General features: G+C 70.8%; 16 protein-coding genes. All 16 read right to left on the reverse strand.

Annotated elements, in window-relative coordinates:
* Positions 1-5: 5 nt before the first annotated feature.
* The 16 genes from GNZ18_RS33105 to GNZ18_RS33180 all read right to left on the reverse strand — a co-directional run bounded on the left by GNZ18_RS33105 (position 6) and on the right by GNZ18_RS33180 (position 12,550).
* Positions 6-1,154, reverse strand: coding sequence for a siphovirus ReqiPepy6 Gp37-like family protein (locus GNZ18_RS33105; RefSeq protein ID WP_156220570.1), 1,149 nt, complete (start codon positions 1,152-1,154; stop codon positions 6-8).
* Positions 1,154-2,083 (reverse strand): phage distal tail protein, encoded by a 930-nt coding sequence (locus tag GNZ18_RS33110; protein WP_156220571.1) that lies wholly within the window; start codon positions 2,081-2,083, stop codon positions 1,154-1,156. The genes GNZ18_RS33105 and GNZ18_RS33110 overlap by 1 nt, the downstream gene beginning before the upstream one ends.
* A gap of 12 nt (positions 2,084-2,095) precedes the next feature.
* Entirely contained in the window at positions 2,096-6,730 is a 4,635-nt protein-coding gene (locus GNZ18_RS33115) for an NlpC/P60 family protein (protein WP_156220572.1), read from the reverse strand.
* Between the two features lie 170 nt (positions 6,731-6,900).
* A complete protein-coding gene (locus GNZ18_RS33120) occupies positions 6,901-7,461 on the reverse strand; it encodes a hypothetical protein (protein WP_156220573.1) in 561 nt (186 codons plus the stop codon).
* A 2-nt stretch (positions 7,462-7,463) separates the two neighbouring features.
* Positions 7,464-8,048, reverse strand: a complete 585-nt coding sequence (locus tag GNZ18_RS33125; RefSeq protein WP_156220574.1) for a phage tail tube protein — start codon at positions 8,046-8,048, stop codon at positions 7,464-7,466.
* 75 nt (positions 8,049-8,123) lie between these two features.
* Positions 8,124-8,561 carry a hypothetical protein gene (locus GNZ18_RS33130; protein WP_156220575.1) on the reverse strand — a complete coding sequence of 146 codons (438 nt, stop codon included), beginning with the start codon at positions 8,559-8,561 and terminating at the stop codon, positions 8,124-8,126.
* Positions 8,551-8,718 (reverse strand): hypothetical protein, encoded by a 168-nt coding sequence (locus tag GNZ18_RS33135; protein ID WP_156220576.1) that lies wholly within the window; start codon positions 8,716-8,718, stop codon positions 8,551-8,553. Before GNZ18_RS33135 ends, GNZ18_RS33130 begins: the two co-directional genes overlap by 11 nt.
* Positions 8,715-9,152 (reverse strand): hypothetical protein, encoded by a 438-nt coding sequence (locus tag GNZ18_RS33140; protein WP_156220577.1) that lies wholly within the window; start codon positions 9,150-9,152, stop codon positions 8,715-8,717. The genes GNZ18_RS33135 and GNZ18_RS33140 overlap by 4 nt, the downstream gene beginning before the upstream one ends.
* A gap of 3 nt (positions 9,153-9,155) precedes the next feature.
* The gene (locus GNZ18_RS33145) at positions 9,156-9,401 is read right to left on the reverse strand and encodes a hypothetical protein (RefSeq protein WP_156220578.1); all 246 of its coding nucleotides are present in this window, start codon (positions 9,399-9,401) and stop codon (positions 9,156-9,158) included.
* Complete coding sequence (locus GNZ18_RS33150) at positions 9,401-9,652, reverse strand: hypothetical protein (protein ID WP_156220579.1); 252 nt, start codon at positions 9,650-9,652, stop codon at positions 9,401-9,403. Before GNZ18_RS33150 ends, GNZ18_RS33145 begins: the two co-directional genes overlap by 1 nt.
* Positions 9,653-9,666: 14 nt before the next feature.
* On the reverse strand, positions 9,667-10,101 hold the full coding sequence (locus GNZ18_RS33155; RefSeq protein ID WP_156220580.1) for a hypothetical protein: 435 nt from the start codon (positions 10,099-10,101) through the stop codon (positions 9,667-9,669).
* A complete protein-coding gene (locus GNZ18_RS33160; protein ID WP_156220581.1) occupies positions 10,094-10,324 on the reverse strand; it encodes a hypothetical protein in 231 nt (76 codons plus the stop codon). The genes GNZ18_RS33155 and GNZ18_RS33160 overlap by 8 nt, the downstream gene beginning before the upstream one ends.
* Positions 10,324-10,695: a hypothetical protein gene (locus tag GNZ18_RS33165; protein WP_156220582.1), complete on the reverse strand. Its 372-nt coding sequence runs from the start codon at positions 10,693-10,695 to the stop codon at positions 10,324-10,326. The genes GNZ18_RS33160 and GNZ18_RS33165 overlap by 1 nt, the downstream gene beginning before the upstream one ends.
* 64 nt (positions 10,696-10,759) lie before the next feature.
* Positions 10,760-11,131, reverse strand: coding sequence for a hypothetical protein (locus GNZ18_RS33170; RefSeq protein WP_156220583.1), 372 nt, complete (start codon positions 11,129-11,131; stop codon positions 10,760-10,762).
* Positions 11,132-11,144: 13 nt separating this feature from the next.
* Positions 11,145-12,083: a phage major capsid protein gene (locus GNZ18_RS33175; RefSeq protein ID WP_156220584.1), complete on the reverse strand. Its 939-nt coding sequence runs from the start codon at positions 12,081-12,083 to the stop codon at positions 11,145-11,147.
* An 80-nt stretch (positions 12,084-12,163) separates the two neighbouring features.
* Positions 12,164-12,550, reverse strand: coding sequence for a capsid cement protein (locus GNZ18_RS33180; protein ID WP_216651519.1), 387 nt, complete (start codon positions 12,548-12,550; stop codon positions 12,164-12,166).

Raw genomic sequence — 12,550 nt, forward strand, 5'->3', positions numbered from 1 at the left:
TCCCTTCACTGTTTGGCCTGCTGGGCGGTGACTTTCGCGGTGAGGTCGGCGAGTAGCTTGATAAGGCGGCGTGTCCCTGTCGCGGCGGCCGTCCCTACCGTCGACTTGCGGACCAGACCGTCGGGCACCGACCAGGTGACCGTCAGCCCGCGCAACACGTCGGTGACGCCCTCGACGGTGACGACGTCGCCGAGGAAGTAGTCCCGCCCGAACCGCAGCTCCCGGGTGTCGATCGCCTCGATCGTCAGGCTGCTCACCGGGCCGTCGTTGACGAGTTGCTGCGCGCCGGCCTGGTCCATCTCGTCCGTGCTCGCGGCGCTGGAGGAGTCCACGAACGTCTCGGTCCGCACGTGCCAGTCGGCGATCGCGTCGGTGTCGATGACCTGTCGGTACTGCCGCAGAGCGCCGTCGCCGGTGCCGCCGACGACCGCGACGGAGGTCTTGGGGGCCTCCTCAACGTGCTCGTAGGAGGTGAGGTTGCCCAGGTCGATCGCGAACCGCGCGGACGCCGACCGGTCTGCGGGGACGTAGGTCTGCAGTTCCAGGTTCCCCGCCGCGTTGAACAGCACCCTGAACCCCAGTCCTGCGGAGGTGGCGAGTGGGCCGATCAGGTCGGGCACCAGCGGGGTCATGCGGGCCGCGCCGATCACCGTCGACCCGAGCCCTGCGTCGGTTTCGATCACCAGGCCGGGGATCCGCCGGTCGACCAGCGCACCCGGCCCCGCGTTCAGGTTCACGTACTGCTTGATCACCGTCTCGCCGGCGCCGGTTCGGCGGTCGTAGTCGACGTTCTGCGAGCCCAGCGCGAGGCCGGGCGCGGGCCAGGCCAGCACCCTCAAGATCGTCTCGGCGGTCGACCCGTACGCGGTCAGCGTCCCGTCGAAGGTCTCGGAGTTGGAGCGGGTCTTCTTCAGCCCCAAAACCTGCCCGGCCAGGACCGGCTGGGTGCCGGTCATGATGTTGACCCAGCCGCCCTTCACCAACCTTGCGGCCTGCGCGGTACCGGCGGGCATGGTGAGCGTCCAGGCGCCGATGTCGTTGAACGCCGGCGTCAGCTCCAGCGCGGTGAGACGGTCGATCTGCCCGGTCCGCGCCCGGTCCGCGTCGCGGACCTCGATCGTGTACGGCGACTCGCCGACCGGCAGGACCGGCATCAGTCCGACTCGAAGCGAGGCCGGTAGGTCATCTGCGCGCGCGTCGCGGCCGTCGACCCGGTGACGTCCAACGTCAGGTCGTTCTCCAAGGGCGCGAGCGGCCACAGCTGGTAGCCCGCGCTGAGCTTGTCCCACCGGTTGACGCCGTTGCCGTCGACCACCGTGGTCGCTCCCGGGGTGGTGTCGATGGTGAGGGAGTCGGTGCCGGTCGCCGTCCAGGTGATGGTGAGCGTCGCGCCGGTGGAGTCGTTGGTCAGCGTGATCGCATCGAACGGGCCGGTGAACTTCCAGATCGGATAGGCGTCCACGTCACCGGTATTGATGACGGTGGAGGCGCCGAGGATGTGCGCCGCGCTGACGACCTCGTAGAAGGTGTCGGCGCCGGGGATCGGGATCTCGGTGCGGGTGACGGCGTCCGAGCCCCATTTCAGGGTCTGCTCGTCGCCGAACATGTACGGGTCATCGGCGGTGAACAGCAGCCCGTAGGTCATCGCGACCACGCCCCAGCCGCCCTTGCCCTCCTCGCCCTCCATCCCGCTGGCGTAGCGGGCGCGGATGGACCGGCGGGTCAGGTCCGGCTGGACCGTGGAGATCACGCACTCGCCCCGGCGCGGGGAGACCGCGCCGATCAGCGCCCGCCTGGTCGCGACCAGCTCCTCCCGCGAGCCGGCGCGGATCACGATGGGGATGAACAGGTCCCGCGCCGTGGCGCGGACACCCCGCCAGAACGAGCCGTCGACCGCCGGGGAGTCGTCCCGGTAGTGCTGATAGGTGGGCGCGTGGAACCCTTTGCGGCCGGCCTGCCGCCAGATCCCGCCAGTGCCGTCCAGCGGCCAGTCCCGCCCGGACGGGTCGGTGATCACCGTGACCGCAGGGCGGTAGGTCGGAGCCGGAGGTGTGACGACGGTGGGGCGGACGAGGATCGGCACCGGCTACACCCCCTAAATGCCGTGCATGAACAGCACCCGGTCGAGCGCGCTGGTGATCGCCTGGTCCGGTGGGAGGTGCTGCAGCTCGTGCAGATGCAGCTCGCCGACCGCCGGTCCGGTCCGCTCGGCGCCGCGCTGGGCGAGGGTGTGGATGTCCGACCACTGCCGCCCGGTGAGGACCGGCTCGGGTTTGCGGGTCTGGTTCACCGGCGGGAGCCACCCGCCCGAGTCGAACGACAGCGGCCGCAGCCGCGGCCCGTACCCGGCCACCACCCCGCCCGGGTCACCGGCGATGCCGAGCCATTTCGCGACGTCCCAGCCGCGGCCGGTGCCCTTGATGAACTGCTCGCCCAGGCCCTTCACCAGCGCGCCACCGGCGGCCAGGCCGGGCGGGTAGCCCCACCACGGCGTGGAGCGCGTGAGGAGATGCTCGGACACGCGGGTGCCGGTGCGTGCGGCCTCCACGATCCACGTCCGGCCGCCCTGCACGCGGCTGGCCAGGTAGGTGTGTCCGCTGTGGGGCTGGCCGACCGCGCCCGGCTTCGGACCGGGGATGGTCTTCATGTAGTCGCGCTGGGTGTAGGTCGTTCTGGTGATATTGCGCTTGGCGCCGTCCAGCCAGGCGCGCATCGTCAGACCGGAGCAGTCGATCCCCGACAGGTCGGTGCCGCCCCACCGGTACCAGGTGCCGATGTATTTGCGGGCGGCTTCGACGACGGACTGCTGCCCCCCGCCCCCGAAGCCCTTCTTGAACGCGCCGACCAGCGACTCCATCGCCTCCCACGCCGACCCGAGGAGCTTCTTGGGGATCGCGGCGATCGCCGACCCCCACGGGCTGGTGGCCAGCCCCACGGCCGACGGCACCATCTTCGCCGCGAGATCATCGAACAGCTTTTTCGGGTCGTCCAGCAGCGCGAGCCCGAGTTTGCCCACGTCGGCGACCTTGGACGCGGTCTTCTTCACCCCGTTCCAGATGCCGCCGAGCAGGCCGCCGCCCTCCAGCATCTGCAGGCGCCGGCCCGCCGCGAGCCACAGCGACTGCGCGCGCTGCTTGTGCTTGGCGGCGGTGGGGATCACGAACTCGGGTGCCTGGGTGTCGCCCTCGCCGACGATGGCGGTGGCCTTGGTGTACACGCCGGGCCGTGCCGTGACGGGGTTGTCGAGCGTGCCACCCGATTCCAGCAGCCCGACCTTCCCCAGCTGCAGGTTCCCGCCCAGGTGCAGCCACCCGATCACTTTGTTCCACAGGTTCCGGATGCCGTTGTTGTACACGTGGTCGATCACGAAATTGACGGGGGCTTTCGTGGCGTTCCGCAGTTTCGCCCAGGTCGAGGAGATCGCCGACATCCCGCTGGAGAAGGAATTGCGGACTGCGGACATTCCGCGTGACACGCCGTTCTGGACTGCGTGGATGGCGTTCGTCGTGGTGTTCTTGATCGAGTTCCAGTGTCGGACCACCTGGATGATCGCGGCGGCGAGGGGCCCGCCGATGATCGACACCAGCAGTTGCCAGTGGGACCGCACCCACCCGATCGTCCCGGAAACGGCGCTGGCCAGGGCGTTTCTGATCCGCGACCAGTATTTGATCACCAGGCCGACCAGCAGGCCGAGCGGCCCGAGCACGATCGCCAAGATCAGCTGCCAGTGCGACCGGACAAAATTGATCGCGAATGTGATCGCAGAAGTCACGGCAGTTTTGATCTGCGACCAATATTTGATCACGAGCCCGATCCAAATACCGAGCGGGCCGAGCACAATCGCGAGCAGCAACTGCCAGTGCTGCCGCACGAAATTCACGACGAACGAGATCGCGAACGTCACCGCGGTCTTGATCGCGTTGAACGTGCCGATCACGATGTTGCGGAACGTGCTGCTCTTGTTCCAAGCCAGCACCAGCGCGGCGACCAGCCCGACGATCGCCAGCACCACGATCCCGATCGGGTTGGCGGACATCGCCGCGTTCAGCAGCCACTGCACCGCCGTCCACGCCGCCGTCGCGGCCTTGACGACCCCGGCCGCGACCGCGGAGGCGATCGCGGCCGCGCGCTGCCGCAGGTTCGCCACCGCGCTCGCCGTGGCCGCACGCGCGTTCGCCAACTGCGCCGCAGCCGCAGCCCTCAACGCCGCAGCCTGCGCCGCGATCCAGTTCCCCGCAGCCGCCGCCCTCGCCCGGCCCTGCGCGACCGCGTTGGCGGTGGCGGCGCGGGCGTCGGCGAGCTTGGCCGCGGCCGCCGCGCGGAACGCGGTCGCCTGCGCCTTGATCCAGTTCCCGGCGGCCGCGGCCTTGGCCTTGACGTTGGCCTTGGCGTCCGCCAGCGTCGCCGCCGCCGACGCGCGCGCCGCGGCGGCCTGCTGCCGCCACCGCTGCAGCTGCGACCGGATCGCCGCGCCGAGCGTGTTCGCCCTGGTCGCGCTGTCAGAAAAGGCGAGGTTGACGTTGCGGAACCCGGCGATGAACCCCCGCGTGGCGGTCACCCCGGTCCGCAGACCGCCCACCACACCCGACACCGCCGGCGCGACGCCCTTCACGGCCGCGACGCCCAACATCGCCAACTTCAGGGACACCAGCGCGTAGGCGATCGCGCGGATCACCGCCGGGTCCATCGAGGCGATCCCGTCAGCGACCGCCTTGATCGCCCCCAGCGCCCCGAGCCCGCCGCCCCCCGCCGCCGGTGCCAACGCCAAGATCACATGACCGATCGCCTTACCGATCGACTCGGCGGTCGCCACGACCTTGGGGCCCGCCTCCCGCACATAGGCCAGGAACCCCTGGAACTCCTTGCTGCCCCCGTTCGCGAAATTCGTGGTCGCCCACTCCTTGAACCTCGCGGCCAGCCGCTCGATGAACTGGACCGCGATCGGAGCGAACGGCAGGAACGCGCGGAACATGCGGCCGAACCCGACCGCCACATCGACCGCGGCGTTCCCCAGCCCCTTGATGCTGGGCCCGGTCAACGCCGCGAGCTGCTTCTTGAACGCGGTGAACTCGCTGCCCTTGGCGCCCTTGGCGACCCGGTCCAGTAGCCCATCGAACGCCGACGCGGCGCCCTTCACGAACGGCGTCAGCGAGGGGATCTGGCCCTTGAGGATCGCGATGCCCTTGCTAAACAAGGGCAGGACCGTCGGCTCCATCGACTCGCGCCACTTGGTGAAGGCGTTGGTGAGGCCCTGCCAGTCGGTCTTCAGCTTCTCCTCGGCGGGCGTCAGCTTGGTCATCGCCCGCCCGAGCGTCGAGGTCGCCGCGGCTCCCGACAGGCTCGCCGCGGTCAGCGCCCGCCGGGCCGAGGCGACCGCGTCCGCGGACTGGGCGTCGGCGCGGGCGACGTTCTGCCGGGCGCGCGCCACCGCGAGCTCGGAGTTGCGCACCTGCCGGTTGGCGTCGGCGAGCCGCTGCCGCGCCTGCCGCACCTGATCCGACCCCTCGACCCCGGCCTTGGCCGCGGCGCGCTCATCGGCGACCAGCCGCTTCTGCGCCAGCTGCTGCTCGCGCAGCTGCTGGATGGCCTGGTCGTAGCGCAGCTGCGCCTCCTGGCGGGCGAGCTGGTCCTCCTTGCGTTTCTGCTTGGCCGCGGCGAGCTGCTGCTGCGCTGCCGTCACGGCGGCCTGCGCGGCGGCCTTGGCCGCATCCGAGGCCGCCGGATCCGCCGCGAGCTTGGCGGCGTTGGCCTGCGCCTGCGCCACCCCGGTCTGCGCCTGCTGCACCGCCAGGTCGTCCTGCCGCGCGGAGGTGAGCTTCTCCAGCGCGAGCCGGGCCTGCTGCACCGCGAGCTGGTCCTGCCGGATCGCCAGCGCCCCGTCGATGACCTGGTTGCGCATGTCGACCAGGCGGCGGGAGGCGTCCGCGCGCGCCTGGTTGAGGGCCTGCTGCGCCTGCTGCGCGTTGCGCTGCGCCGAGGCCAGCGACTGCTCGGCCTGCCGCACCCCATCCAGGGCCTGCTGGTGTGCGTACCCGGCGTTGCGGAGCGCGGAGGCCAGGGCCTGCTGCGCGCCGGCCAGCGCGAGCGCGCGCTGCTGCCCCTGCACGGCCGACCCGTTCGACTGGGCCTGCGCCGCGCCCTCCTCCGCGATCGCCTGCTTGATCTTGTTGAACGCCGGGACCGCGACCGCCTGCAACCCCAAGACCCCGACACCCGCCGCGGCCGCGGCGCCGGCCAGACCAGAGATCCCCACGATCGCGGTCGCGCCGACCGGGATCGCCGCCAGCGACAGCAGCGCCATCCCCAGTTCCTGCACCGCCGCCAGCGCGGGTCCGGTGTCGATCGAAACCGACGGCTCCGAACTGGAGGCCGCGGCGTTGAAACCGGTGGAGAACTGCAGCCCGGACTCCTGGCCGCTGGCGGCCGACTCCGACACATACCGGCCTAGGGCGTTGCGCAGGCGGCCTTGGGCGTCGCGGGTGAACGTCTCCCCGAACCCCTGGCCGAACTGCTGGCCGGAGTCGCGGCCGCCGGCGTCGGCGTCCCCGTTGAACTGGCGGAAGACGTCGCGGAGCCGCCCGGGTGATTCGCTGCTGAACCCGTCCCCGAACGCCTGGCCGAACGAGCGGCCGCTGTCGCTGCCCGCCCGCCGGGCTTCCCGGTCGACGTCGCCGCGGAAACCGGAGGGGTCCGCGCGGACACGGACGAACGCTGTCGCCAGGGGCGCCATGCCTCACCCCCGTCCGCGGTTCACATCCCGGAGGAAGGCGGCCTCAGCCGCGCGGGCACGGGCGTCGAGCGGCTCCAGCAGCCGCGCGTCGAGCTTCTCGATCTCCTCGGGGTCGCCGCCGTCGGTGAGGAAGGCGTAGACGGTGTTGCACAGCTGCCGGGGGGTGAGCGCTACAGCGCCTCGGCCAGCCGCCCCACGGGCACCAGCGTGTCGTCCATGCCCGGCCGCGCCCGCGGCGCCGGAGGAGAGGAGGAGGTGGCCGTCGAGGGTGCTCCAGTTGTGGGCGGCCCACTGGAGGAGCCGGACGGCTGCCGGGTAGGGCGGGCGTTGATGACCTCGATCGCCTGCTGGACGACCGTCATCATCTCGTCGGCCTCGGCCTTCTTGACGGTCATGTCCCGCTCGAAGCGCTTCCAGTCGTCCTCGTGGAGGCAGTCGCGGAGCATGTCGTAGATCGCGACGAGGCCCTCCATGTCGTTGGCGTCGACGTCCATGGAGGCGGTGTGCGCGAACTTCAGCAGCGGCATGAGGCCGACCTTGTCGGCGACGCGGTAGTGGCCGCCGAGGCATTCGACGGTGTCGCCGTGGACGACGCCCTCGCTCATGGCCTGGATCTGGTGGGCTTGGGCCTCGGCGTCCTCACCGGCGTTGAACATCACCGGCGGGACGGCGCCCTCCGTTTCGGGGACGGTCTCGACCTCGATCATCGGGACGGACTGCAGCTGGCTCATGGTCACGCCCTCGCCGCGCCGGTCGTCCAGTACTTGAACGGCAGGGACCCGTCGGCCGGCTTCTCGAACGTCCACTCGTTGGGCAGGGTCGCCTTGTCCGCGCCCTTCGCACGACTGATGTTGATCTTGCCGGTCTGGAAGCACTGGATCCCCACCAGCCGCTCGGTGGAGTCCTGCGCCTCCCACCCGATCATGCGCCGGACCTCCGAGCCCAGCTCCGGCGGGGCGAACTCGTTCAGCTGCGTCGCGCCGCTACCCGTGGTGGTGATCGTGCCGCCGTTGACCGCCAGCTTGAAGTTCGTGGCGTGGATCTGCGCCAGGTCGAACGTCATCGAGATCACGCGGCCGGTCGGCACCACCGCCACCGCGTCCAGGGTCTCGGCCACCTCCACGTTGTCGGTGGACAGCTCGTAGTTGAACTCCGAGCCCTTGTCGGTCGCGCCGAACAGGCTCCACGCGACGGGCCAGGTATCGGTGAACACACCTCCGGCGACGGTGTTGGCCGGGAACGCCGAGGCGAGCGGCGCCCAGTACAGGAATCCAGGGCCGAGGGCGATCGCGTTGATCGGAACAGCGACTGCGGGCATGGCGATGTCCCTTCCGGGCTGCTACAGCCCTCAGGTGGTGGGTGATGGAAGAGCGCCGCGCTACGCGGCACGGGGTCAGATGAGGGCGGGATCAGCCAGCAGGAAGTCGGCGTCGACCAGGTACCGGAACTGCTCGTGGTTGGACTCGGAGTCGTCGATCAGGAGCGGACCGGAGATGTTGTCGACGGTCAGGCACACCGCCTCGCCCATCGGGGTGCGGGTGCCGCCGAGCGACAGGGTGTGCAGGAGGGATGCGTAGGCGGTCGCGGCGCGCGCGGCGATCAGCTTGGTCGGCGCGTAGATCGCGGCGGAGATCCGGGCTTGGTCGACCGGTTGCTCGACGGTGAGGGTCGGGACGCCGCCGACGCGGGTGAGGTAGGCGTAGGCGCCTCGTCCGGGGCTGTGCTGCCGGTTCAGGAAAGCGCCGAGCTGGAGCGGATGCCCCACGCCGACGAGGTCGCCGGTGCGGGAGTTGATGAAGGCGCGGACGGCGGCCTCGGCGTCAACGACCATCAGCGGTGTCCGCCCGGCGGCAGATCTCGTCGAGGAGGGCCCCGGGGATGAGGTGAATGTTGTGGTGCCAGCGTGCGCGCGTGGCCCGGCGGCCGAGCATGGTCGGGCAGTACAGGGCGTGCGCGATCGCATCCAGCCGCCGCCAGCGCCGCTTCACAGCTGCATCATCACGTCGAGCGCGGGCCGCAGATGCGGCTGAGCGCGGGTCCCCGGGTGGCGGACCTTCCGGCCGAACACCTGCCCGGTCTGGCGGTTCCGCAGCGGGTAGTCGCCGTGCGAGGCGATGTCGTGCGGCTCCGTGCCGACCTCGATGAACAGCCCCAGCGGCTTCCCGTCGGGAGTGGTCGAGGGGTTCTTGACGTCCACGTACAGGCCCTCGCGGTCGCGGCCCAGCTCCCACCCGATCTGCGACCGCGAGTAGCCGGACGGCCGTCCGTGCGACCCGCGGGGACTCACCGGGCAGAGGGTCTTGGCGGCCTGCGCGCCGACCGTCCCGCGCCGCGACAGGTCCCGCCCGACCGGCCCCTCCTTCGAGTTCAGGAGCCTGTCGAGTTCCGCCTCGTCCCACACGAGCCAACCGCCTACCGCCACCGCTCAGCCCCCCTCGCTATCCGGTCCTGGGTCGGGTTCGGGCCGGGAATGCTCCAGCCGCCACAAGATCGCCTGGACCTGCCCGAGCGCATCGGCCGCCTTCTCCGGCATCGCCTCGTAGGCTGCCGGGGTCATGTGCGCGCAGAACCGCGACACCGCAGCGACGAGCCCGGCTACGGGTTCCAGGTCGGGCAGCCGGACCGTGACACTCCCTGGCGCCGCCGACATGTCCTGCGGCCGGTGCGCCATCAGGACTTCGCGGCCGCCGTCTTGGCGGCCTTCGCCGGGCCCTGCTCAGCCGGGACGGCGTCGGCGGCGTTCTGCGTCGCCTGCTCGGCCGCCTGCGCCGCGGCCTTGGTGTCGACCTTGGCGACCTGCTCGGCCGAGTACCCGTGCGCCTCGACGTTCTCGGCGGGCACCGGGTCGCCCACGTGGTAGGCGCGGACACCGCCGTGCCAGATCTCCTGCAGCGCGACGTACTCGTACTCGGGTGCAGCCATCGGCGTGGCTCCTCTCACAGATAGGTGTCGCCCCACGGGACGGGCTCGGGGAAGGCGTAGACGGGCCGGCCGCCGTCGGCGCCGGTACCGGCGTCGTCGCACGCGTCGATCAGCTGCTGCAGCGCGAGCTTCGCGCGGGCGTCCAGGGTGGTGTACAGGTCGGTGATCTGCGCGTTCCGTTCCGGCCACGCCAGTTCGATGTCGGCGGCGGCGCGCCACGCGGCGGCGTCGTTGGCCAGGCCGTACAGCGCTTCGGGGATGGACGCCACGGCCGCGCGAGTCTGCGCGACGGCGCCCTCCACGATCGGTTCGACCTCGTCGGCGGTAGGGACGGTGGTGTCGTTGAAGGTCCCGGCGGGGTTGTCGTTGCCGGGCTGGGTCTGGTCGCGGGTCTTGGTGGGGATCCGGGCGCCGACGTCGGTCATGCTCGGCGCCCACGGCTCAGCCATCGCTCGCCGCGTCGATCATCCGCAGCACCTCTTGTGACTTTGCATCGACGGCTTGAGCCGCTTCGCCCAGGGCAGAGGAGAAGAGCCGCTGCGTCACCTCGGGTGTGCGCCCCCAAGCCCAGCCGCTACACAGGTCAGCCCATTCGCCATCGCCCACTCGCGCGCGGATGACGAACTCGGCCCGCACCGGCGGCGGCACAGTGTGCGGTTCGGGGCGGGTCATCAGCCGGGGACGATCTTCGCGGCGATCGACACGCCCGTCACCGCCGAGCACACGACCTTCGCATACCCCTTCGACCCGCCGCCCTGGTCGAACCGGCCGTCGTTGGCGATGTACACCTCCTGCTCATCCGTCGCGCCCATCGTCACCGTCAAGTCCTGATCAGCGCCGTAGCTCGACGTCACCACCGAATCGATCACCGCGTTGCACGCGGTCCCGGTCGTGCGGATCCGCAGAATCGTGCCGCGGCCCGACAGCGGGATCAGGTCACCGGTCGTCGCGGTCGCCGCCGCCCAGCCGGCGTCCTGCCCCGCGGCAGCACCGGTGGTCTTCGCACCGACCGGGGTCAGAGCTGTCCTGGCGAGTGTCGCCATGGGGATGTCCCTTCTGTGGAGCGGCCCGGCAGCGTGACGGGGTCGCGCGCTGCCAGGCCGCGGCTCACTCGCCCTTCAGGGTCTTGACCAGCTCGGTCTTCGACAGGCCCTCGGCATCCGGGCGTTCCATCCGCCCCGAGCCCACGGCGTACTCGACCCAGGCGTCCTTGCCCGAGCCCGGCCCGTTCTCCGGCGGCATGCTCGGCCCGCCGCTCTCGGCCTGCAGCGACGCCTGCTCCTCACCCGAGTCCTTCGCCGGGGAGTCGCCGTCGTCGAGCGGCTCGATCATCTCGGCGTCGACCAGGAACTTCATCTTGTCGCTGGCAGGATCGCCGACGAACACCGTGTTCTGGTACAGCGTGCCCAGCTGGACACCGCGGTCGGTGTTCATCGGGATGTGCACCACACACGGCGCCAGCACCTTGTACCGCCTCATGTGTCCCAGCCCCTCAGGTGTTCGTGATCTTGATTCCGGCGCCGGGCTCCTGGATCACCGGGACCGTGAGCCGCCGGCCCCACAGCTCCCAAGCGTCCCGCTTGGCCTTGCGTTCGGACTGGACCTGGATCGCCATGTCCGACACGGCGTAGCCCGGGTCGACCTCCGCCTCGTCGGCCATCCCCCCGAGCTCCTCGTTGTCGATGATCCACACGTCGTCCGACGGCAGACTCGACAGCGGCGCGGGCACCACGATCAGATCCCCGATGATCTCGATACGGCCGTTGTAGACCGGGTTGTCGGTCGCCTCCCGCCGACGCAGCGACGCGATCGTGGGGTCGGACGCCATGTAGGCGTACTTGGTGTTGCTCATGACGATGATGTTCGGGTTGTAGCCCTGCTTGAGGTCCACGACCTGCGCCTTGGCCAGCTCGATGTCCCGCAGGATCATCGCCGCCGTCGCGTTCGCCCACCGGTTCGAACCCGACCCGGTCGCGGCCTGCGTCGCGGTGATCGCCGACCCGACCGCCGACATGGTGATCCCGTCGACCTTGGTGATGATGGTGTTGACGGTCTTGCGGAGCGCGCGGTCCAGCGCGTCGCCGCCCTTCACCGTCCGCTTGATCGACTCATCAGTGAGGAACGTGCCCTGCCCCCACTTCTCGACCGCGGCCAGCGCGCCCGTCCCGGGAGAGGGGGTGTCCATCGGGTACTCGCTGCCGGGCGCGACCGACTCCACCGGGCGGGTGTTGACGATCGGCTCGGACACCTCGTAGGCGATCGCGCCGCCCGAGGTGCGGAACCGCTGGGTCAGCACCTGATCGGAGATGAACCGCAGGTCGACGAAGGTGCGAAGACGTCGGGTGATCTGCGCCGGGGACTGCAGGAGCCTGCTGATGGTCAGCAGGTCGCCGCTGAGACTGGGTGCCCCCGGCGGGTAAGCGTCAGGCATGGTCTTCCTTTCCCATGCGACAGCCCCCGACCCGGTGATGCTGGGCGGGGGCTGTACGGATGATCGTGACGGGGGCCGCCCTACAGGGCGACGTAGCGGACCTTGGCGGCGTCGGCGGCGGTGTTGAGCGCGATTCCGACGATGGAGCGGGCGTCGTTGATGTCGCCTGCCGTGGCACCGGACGCGGCCGCCTTGGACGCGACCTTCCCTCCGGCTGCGGCGACGAGCTGGTCGCCGGCGGTGACGGAGCCGGAGCCGACCACTTCGTGCTCTGGGCCGCGCAGGTGGATGGTGACGCGGGCCCCGGACGCGGCGTCCGTGGCGAACACACCGATGACCTTCGCCGATCCGGCCGCGGCCGGGCCGACGGTGCTGTCCCCCGACACGGCGGCCAGGGTGCCGCCGGTGACCGCCGCGGACGTGGTGAAGGATCCCTTGCTCTCGTAAACCGGGATGTAGTCGCCCAC

The sequence above is a fragment of the Actinomadura litoris genome, from assembly GCF_009733595.1.
GTDB classification, from domain to species: Bacteria; Actinomycetota; Actinomycetes; order Streptosporangiales; family Streptosporangiaceae; genus Spirillospora; species Spirillospora litoris.

Coding starts and splice junctions, on each gene's coding strand:
- GNZ18_RS33105 (WP_156220570.1), bottom strand. CDS start 1,154: ATGCCGGTCCTGCCGGTCGGCGAGTCGCCGTACACGATCGAGGTCCGC.
- GNZ18_RS33115 (WP_156220572.1), bottom strand. CDS start 6,730: ATGGCGCCCCTGGCGACAGCGTTCGTCCGTGTCCGCGCGGACCCCTCC.
- GNZ18_RS33120 (WP_156220573.1), bottom strand. CDS start 7,461: ATGAGCCAGCTGCAGTCCGTCCCGATGATCGAGGTCGAGACCGTCCCC.
- GNZ18_RS33125 (WP_156220574.1), bottom strand. CDS start 8,048: ATGCCCGCAGTCGCTGTTCCGATCAACGCGATCGCCCTCGGCCCTGGA.
- GNZ18_RS33130 (WP_156220575.1), bottom strand. CDS start 8,561: ATGGTCGTTGACGCCGAGGCCGCCGTCCGCGCCTTCATCAACTCCCGC.
- GNZ18_RS33145 (WP_156220578.1), bottom strand. CDS start 9,401: ATGGCGCACCGGCCGCAGGACATGTCGGCGGCGCCAGGGAGTGTCACG.
- GNZ18_RS33150 (WP_156220579.1), bottom strand. CDS start 9,652: ATGGCTGCACCCGAGTACGAGTACGTCGCGCTGCAGGAGATCTGGCAC.
- GNZ18_RS33155 (WP_156220580.1), bottom strand. CDS start 10,101: ATGGCTGAGCCGTGGGCGCCGAGCATGACCGACGTCGGCGCCCGGATC.
- GNZ18_RS33160 (WP_156220581.1), bottom strand. CDS start 10,324: ATGACCCGCCCCGAACCGCACACTGTGCCGCCGCCGGTGCGGGCCGAG.
- GNZ18_RS33165 (WP_156220582.1), bottom strand. CDS start 10,695: ATGGCGACACTCGCCAGGACAGCTCTGACCCCGGTCGGTGCGAAGACC.
- GNZ18_RS33170 (WP_156220583.1), bottom strand. CDS start 11,131: ATGAGGCGGTACAAGGTGCTGGCGCCGTGTGTGGTGCACATCCCGATG.
- GNZ18_RS33175 (WP_156220584.1), bottom strand. CDS start 12,083: ATGCCTGACGCTTACCCGCCGGGGGCACCCAGTCTCAGCGGCGACCTG.